Origin of the sequence: uncultured Roseibium sp. (genome assembly GCF_947499295.1) — a bacterium.
Classification (GTDB): Bacteria; Pseudomonadota; Alphaproteobacteria; order Rhizobiales; family Stappiaceae; genus Roseibium.
This window is the reverse complement of the sequence record NZ_CANMNP010000048.1, coordinates 1-6,552: the sequence shown is the minus strand read 5'-3', so window position 1 is coordinate 6,552 and position 6,552 is coordinate 1. Positions and strand designations below refer to the sequence as shown.

6 protein-coding genes and 2 pseudogenes are annotated in these 6,552 nt (G+C 53.7%); 6 read left to right on the top strand and 2 right to left on the bottom strand.

Translation table 11 applies throughout. The features are described 5' to 3' along the window. The 6 genes and pseudogenes from Q0835_RS28935 to Q0835_RS28910 form a co-directional block, all read left to right on the top strand. Nucleotides 1-214: pseudogene (locus Q0835_RS28935) on the top strand (IS5/IS1182 family transposase); the annotation flags it as partial. A 470-nt stretch (nt 215-684) separates the two neighbouring features. Further along, on the top strand, nt 685-1,881 hold the full coding sequence (gene repA, locus Q0835_RS28930) for a plasmid partitioning protein RepA (protein ID WP_298966778.1): 1,197 nt from the start codon (nt 685-687) through the stop codon (nt 1,879-1,881). A 72-nt stretch (nt 1,882-1,953) separates the two neighbouring features. Further along, nucleotides 1,954-2,922 carry a plasmid partitioning protein RepB gene (gene repB, locus Q0835_RS28925; RefSeq protein ID WP_298966775.1) on the top strand — a complete coding sequence of 323 codons (969 nt, stop codon included), beginning with the start codon at nt 1,954-1,956 and terminating at the stop codon, nt 2,920-2,922. 171 nt (nt 2,923-3,093) lie between these two features. After that, nucleotides 3,094-4,404, top strand: a complete 1,311-nt coding sequence (repC, locus tag Q0835_RS28920; RefSeq protein ID WP_298966774.1) for a plasmid replication protein RepC — start codon at nt 3,094-3,096, stop codon at nt 4,402-4,404. Nucleotides 4,405-4,510: 106 nt separating this feature from the next. Then, complete coding sequence (locus Q0835_RS28915; protein ID WP_298966771.1) at nt 4,511-4,855, top strand: type II toxin-antitoxin system RelE/ParE family toxin; 345 nt, start codon at nt 4,511-4,513, stop codon at nt 4,853-4,855. Between the two features lie 11 nt (nt 4,856-4,866). After that, on the top strand, nt 4,867-5,232 hold the full coding sequence (locus Q0835_RS28910) for a helix-turn-helix domain-containing protein (protein ID WP_298966768.1): 366 nt from the start codon (nt 4,867-4,869) through the stop codon (nt 5,230-5,232). A gap of 235 nt (nt 5,233-5,467) precedes the next feature. On the opposite strand, the gene Q0835_RS28905 is transcribed toward Q0835_RS28910, so the two are convergent. After that, nucleotides 5,468-5,815, bottom strand: coding sequence for a hypothetical protein (locus Q0835_RS28905; RefSeq protein WP_298966766.1), 348 nt, complete (start codon nt 5,813-5,815; stop codon nt 5,468-5,470). Then, nucleotides 5,812-6,480, bottom strand: a pseudogene (locus Q0835_RS28900) (tyrosine-type recombinase/integrase); the annotation flags it as partial. The pseudogene Q0835_RS28900 and the gene Q0835_RS28905, both read right to left, overlap by 4 nt. Nucleotides 6,481-6,552: the final 72 nt, after the last annotated feature.

Genomic DNA, 6,552 nt, shown 5'->3' with positions numbered 1-6,552 from the left:
GATCAAGGCCCATGGCCGCATGGCCTGGCAAAAGAGCACCGGATATAACCAGAGAGCGCGCGTGGAAACGCAAATGGTCCGCTGGAAGTCGGTCATCGGGGAAAGGCTGAGATCACGCACCCTGGACAATCAGAGAACCGAGAGCCGGATAGGCGTCTCGGTCCTCAACAAGATGACTTCCCTCGGACGCCCTACGTTCGAGCGTATCTCATGATGCCAAAAGTTTGGGTAAGGGACCGATGCGTGACGCCTGATGATTTACGCAACACGGCGCGTTAAGATCAGTAATTCGCCCGAATCACCGAGTACATACCCTGTTCGATTCCGCTCAGATTCTCCGTCTCGTCCGCATTTTGGGGAAGAACACGTTGTGTATCATGGCGTTACCAAGTTTGCTTGATGCCGCAGCCGTAAACAACTAAGCCCGCTACTTCCCGTTCCTATGGTCAAATGTACCGATTCCGTAAGTGTTTGTTTTTGTGCGGTTAATAAGCAGTTTTGACGGCAGTCAACTTTCAGTGCTTGTCGCTGGATCTACTGGTAGTCGCCGTAGACCTCTCGCAAGATGTAGTGGGGATGCCAAGTAATTGGGTAGAATTTGCCTATTGCCACTGCCGCAGAAATGCCCATAATGGCGACAAAATACAACAAATGGCAAATTTAGCGCCATTATGGATCGGGTAGATGAAAGCAGACACGCCATTTCCGGCATTCGAGTTTGATAACAAAATTCTCGCGCAGGGGGCAGAGATTTCTCGGCGTTTGGATATCTTGCGGCGCGAAAAGTTTCCTCCCAACGCGCAGAAGTCCTTGCGTCAGTTCTCCATGGCGGAAGTCGCGCAGTTTCTTGGCGTTACACCTAACAACTTAAAACGTCTGAGCCTGGAGGGGAAAGGCCCTACCCCGGAAACCAAAACTGGCGGCCGTAGATTCTACACGGCCGAACAGATCAACGAGCTCAGAGACTATCTGGACAGGAACGGCAAAAGCGGCGCAAAGAAATACGTACCGCACAGACGAGAGGGTGACAAACTTCAGGTTATCGGTGTCGTCAACTTCAAAGGCGGAAGCGGCAAGACAACAACGGCCGTCCATTTGGCCCAGCAACTCGCGCTTGCTGGGCATAGAGTCTTGGCGCTCGACTTGGACCCTCAGGCTTCATTGTCAGCGTTGTTTGGTTTCCAGCCGGAGATAGACAACAACCCGTCCGTCTATGACGCGCTGCGGTTTGATGAGCACAGGCGGCCTCTCTCCGAACTCATCAGCCAAACCAACTTCCCCTCCCTTGATATCGTTCCGGCAAACTTGGAGCTGTCCGAGTATGAGTTCGAAACGCCTCTGGCAGCCCAGTCCTCGCGAGAGGGTAAGTTCTTCTTCACGAGGCTGACCAAGGCTTTGGAAGAGGTTGATGAGCGATACGATATTGTTGTGCTCGATTGCCCGCCACAGCTCGGCTACTTAACCCTGACTGCGGTCACCGCGGCGACATCCATCCTGATAACGGTCCACCCCGAGATGCTGGACCTGATGTCCATGAGCCAGTTCCTTCTCACATTGGGGAACTTCACAAAGTCACTCGTAAAGGCTGGCGCTGAGGTTCAGATGGATTGGTTGCGCTACCTGATCACGCGCTACGAGCCTACTGATATCCCGCAAACACAGTTGCTTGGGTTGATGCAATCGATGTTCGCCGAGGAGATTCTGACAAACACGATGGTCAAATCGACGGCTATTTCCGACGCCGGGCTGACAAAACAATCCCTGTTTGAAGTAGAGAGGGCCAAGTTTAACAAGGGCACCTATGACCGGGCCTTTGACAGCATGTGGGCGGTCAATTCCGAGGTTCAGAATCTCGTGCACAGAGCCTGGGGGCGCTCATGAAGAAGTTGACTGCCGTCAAAACCGGGCAAAAAGCGCATAAAAACAGCGCCCTACTCGATTGGAGGTTTTGGCATGGCTAGGAAAAACCCCTTTGAGAAGGTTCTTGGCGGAGATCTGGAAACGGATGCACTCGTTCAGACAGAGTTTGTGTCCCGCGGTGCGTCCAAATCGATCTCAAGCACATTGGATGATCTTGCCGAGAAAGCGGATCAGCTCCTTGAAGGCGAAACGATCGTCGAGATCGATCCGTCGATCATCGACCCCTCGTTTTTGCGGGATCGTATTGAACACAGCGAAGCCGAGTTTGAAACGCTCAAGAAAGCCATCCAGGAAGAAGGTCAAAACTCTCCCATTCTCATCCGGCCGCATCCTGAAATTGACGGTCGTTACATGGTGGTATTCGGCGCACGGCGCTGGCGTGCTGCGGAAGAGCTGGGCATCAAGGTCCGTTCGGTCATAAAGCAGATGAGCGATCGGGAGCACGTTGTCGCCCAGGGTCAGGAGAACGCGGCCAGGGCGAACCTTTCTTTTATCGAGCGTGCGTTAATGGCAGCCGATGTGATTGAGAGAGGATTTGACAAGGACAACGCCACCGCGATGTCGGCACTTTCGATCGACAAAGCAACGTTGTCCAAAATGCTTTCCGTCGCCAGCATTCCAGAAGAGATATTAGACGTTCTCGGGTCGGCCAAGTCGATCGGCCGCGATCGTTGGTATGAGCTGAAAACGCTAATCGATAGGCCTGCGACCAAAACGAAAGCTTTGCAGCTGATCGAAGAAGACAGCTTCCAGTCGCTAGGCAGCGATGATCGGTTCAACTTCTTGCTCGGGCGCCTGAAGAAGGGCGGTAAGGGGGCTGCGACACGACCCAAGCCCTGGATCCCCAAGGATAAGGGGGTTGAGGTTAGCACCACGGCGAGGGGCAAGAGCTTCACATTGGCGGTCAAATCCAGTGATCAGAAAGGAATTGAATTTGGGGAATTCGTCTCCAAACGTCTTGAGACACTTTACGAGCAGTTCAAGGCGGAAACGCAGAAATGAGGATGTGATACAGGCAAAAGAAAAGCCCTCCACCTGACGGTTAGAGAGCCAATCTATTTCTGTTGCAAGTCATAGATACCACTCTCGGCGAATCACTGTCAATCTAAAACACCGATTCGGTGAACGGATTTCTTTTGCCTTCTTTCAAGTAAAGGAGGTCAAACACCTATCATGACACATAACGGTTGGCGCAAGCCAACGCCGGGTCTCGTGCAGGCTGAGAAATATGCACGAGCCGGCGAACGCCTATCTATACCTAAAACTCAAGCTATCGTCGCGGCCAAGAAGGTTGCGGCGGCGATCGGGTTGAAATCTCAAGACTTGTTGCTTCTCGATACGTTTGGCGCGGTCACGCAACCCCAGGACTGGGAGGAGGGGCGGCGGCCCATTGTTTGGGCCTCCAATAACTTTCTGATGGAACAAACCGGGTTTTCACTGGCCACGCTCAGGCGTCATGTACGTCGTCTCTGCGAAGTAGGCATTATCTCGATGAAAGACAGTCCGAATGGCAAGAGATGGGGTCGGAGGGACGACGAAGGGATCATCATCCAGGCTTATGGCTTCGATCTGGCACCTCTGGCGGCGCGCACGGAGGAGTTTGAGGCGTTATATGCCCGGCTGCAGGAAGAGCGCGAGTTTTGCGCCGCTCTACGGAATAAAATCACGGTCACACGTCGTGGCATTCGCGCCAAGATCGACAAAGCGCTGGAGAGCCGCCTCAGGGGGGCTTGGCGTGAATTGCAGGAGGAGTTCGCTGTATTGCTCGAAGGTCTTCCTAAGCGCTCCATGGGCCCGAAGAAGCTCATGAGCATCCTTGATGGGTTCAAAGGCTTCAAGGAACGCGTGGAAGAAGCCTTCGAGGCTGCCTTTGATTGGCCAACCGATTCCGACGCAGAAGCGCTTTCAAAGGAGACTGAAGTAAGAGGGCAGATAGTTCCTATTTCAAGAAATATGACACCCTCGAGTCTCAATAATGGAACCGGCATACTAACTACAAATCAACCTAATCTCGTAAAAAGTAATCGCTTTGAAACAAAGCACGCGGACAACGCATCGCCCCAATTGCCACCGACGGTTAACGCGGATAGGACAGAGGAGGTTGATTTGGATACCAACTGGAGCACCCACACCAGCAGACGGAGTTCAGAGGTCGATATACCAATGCTGATGGCGTCGTGTCCGCACTTTGCCGAGATGGCGCGTGACCTCCAGGGTTATTTACGAAACTGGAATGATGTCCATCGGGCCGCAGCGACTCTCAGACCGATAGCGGGTATCTCCGAGGATGCCTGGAATGTGGCCAATAAGGTTCTTGGACCGGCGGTTGCGGCCGCTTCGATCGCTCTGATCTTCGATAAACACACCGAAGGACTGGTTAAATCCCCCGGAGGATATCTAAGGGAGCTCGTTAGGAGGGCTCAGGCTGGGGAATTGCATCTGGATCGCAGTTTTTATGGCCGTTTGAGTGAGGTGAGGGCGTGAGGTTGTGCACCTTCAAACACATTTGGAGAACGAGATTGTATAAAATAGAGCGAACGCAGCGGAATATCTTCTTGAACAGATATCAGTTAGAGGCTATATTTTTGCCATGACGTGGGCGGTACTTGAACATCCGGACTTCGTCGAAGAACGCGAAACATTCCCTGATGAGGTGTGTGACAAGCTCGATGCGGTAATTCTCTTGCTGGAGCAATACGGACCTCAGTTGGGACGCCCGCATGTTGATACACTGGCCGGTTCCAGCCACGCCAATATGAAGGAAATTCGCGTGAAAGAGCAGGGCGTTTGGAGGTTTGCCTTCGCGTTCGATGAAGAAAGAAACGCTGTCGTCCTGGTTGGCGGCAACAAACAAGGCAAGAACCAGAAGCGGTTTTACAAGAGCCTCATCGCAACCGCTGACGAGCGCTTCGACGAATGGCTTGAGGCGGAATGAAAGGAAGATCGATGGCAAAGCTGAAGAAAACTGCCTTTGTGAATGCCGCTGAACGCATTCGCACGCTTCCGCAGGATCGTCGCGAGCATATCGAAGTGCTTGCCGGCGAGATGGCCGCAGAGCTGCACCTGTCCGAAATCCGCAAGGCCCTTTCGATCACACAGAAGGACCTCGCCGAGAAAACCGGTTTGGCCCAGGGCGAGGTATCAAGGTTCGAAAATGCCAAGCTCACCGGCGCTAAAATCGGAACCCTGGAACGCTATGTCACCGGTATGGGCGGCCGTCTGCGGCTCCTGGCGGAAATGCCCGATGGTACAACGGCCGAAATACCGATGAAGAAGGGCAAGCCCGTCAAATCACGGGTGAGCGCGGCCTGACAGTGACTTCAATGCCCGTATGTTTCTGACAGGGTTGGCACTACCGCCATTTTGCAACCTGCGACTGGATTGCTGTGAAATCCGGGATACCCTCGATAGACTTCAGGAACCGCTGCGCGTTGGCAAGTAATGTGTATTTAAACTTGCACCGTCCGAAACAAGCCGCGAGTTTCGTATCATGGTGCTTGATCGAGATCGTGGCGGTGGCGGTCCAGCAGAGAATATGCACCAGGGCCTAGGTGTGTTTCTTTTCGAGCCGGCGGATGTTGGCAAAGTCTTCGCTGACCGATCCATCCATCCGCATCACCTGTTCGGCGTCAAAGCCCGACTTTTGGGCGTGTTTGAGATAATATTCTTTCTGTCCGTGGAAGAGACCGCAGGCCTTATCATGTTGACCCGCCTTAACAGCCGCTTTCGCGGCATGTTTAGCGTCTGCAGCTTTGCCCAAATAATCCGGCCGACCGAGCTGATCCGACAGATCCAGTGACCGACGCTTTTCGGACTGCTCCAATGATTTCAGTTTCGCGGGTTCGGGTGGCGCTTGGCGGTAAACGAATACCTTTGAGAGGAGGTTGCGCTTCATAGGCCGGTGGCTTTCGTCAAATTGATGCGGAACCGGTCTCTTCGCCTTTGATAGCGCCGTGTCATTTGAGGGGAGGTGTGGCCGAGCTGCTTTTGAACATGTCGCTCATCGACCTCAGCATAAGAGGCGAGACCGGCCCGGAGCGAGTGACCGGAAAACAGTTTGATCCGCTCGGCATCCGGCACGTCGGGCCGAAGTCCGGCTTCCAGCAAGGTTTTCTTGATCAGTCGGGCAACGTGTTTGTCTGACAGGCGATCAGCCTGGACACCGGAGTATCCCGCAGCACCCGGCGGAAAATCGGCCCATGCTCGATCTTGGCGAAGTGTAGCCATTGCTCGAGCGCATGAACGGGGCAGGTTTGTTAGGACGAACCGCGCGCGACCTCGGCCTCCTTCCAATCTGTTTTGGTGCGCTGGACGATCACCACACCGCCATCCTCGATCTCAACCCATCCCTTTTCCTCGTCCGTATCGTCCCGGTTGACGTCCAAGCCAACGATCTCGGATCGCCTCAAGCCCGCGGCGTATCCGAGGAGCAGGATTGCGCGATCTCGCATGTCTCGAAGACCGAAAGTCAGCTGTGCAACCATCTCCAGGAGCTCTTCAGGGGAGATAGGCTCCTTTTTGTTCAGGAGGTCGTCCATGTTTGCGTCTGATACCGGCTAAAGCGTGTCGCTTTTGATGCGATTCAAGGTTTCCAAATCAGTTGCTTTCTGATTCTCTTTCGGCGTTTGAAGG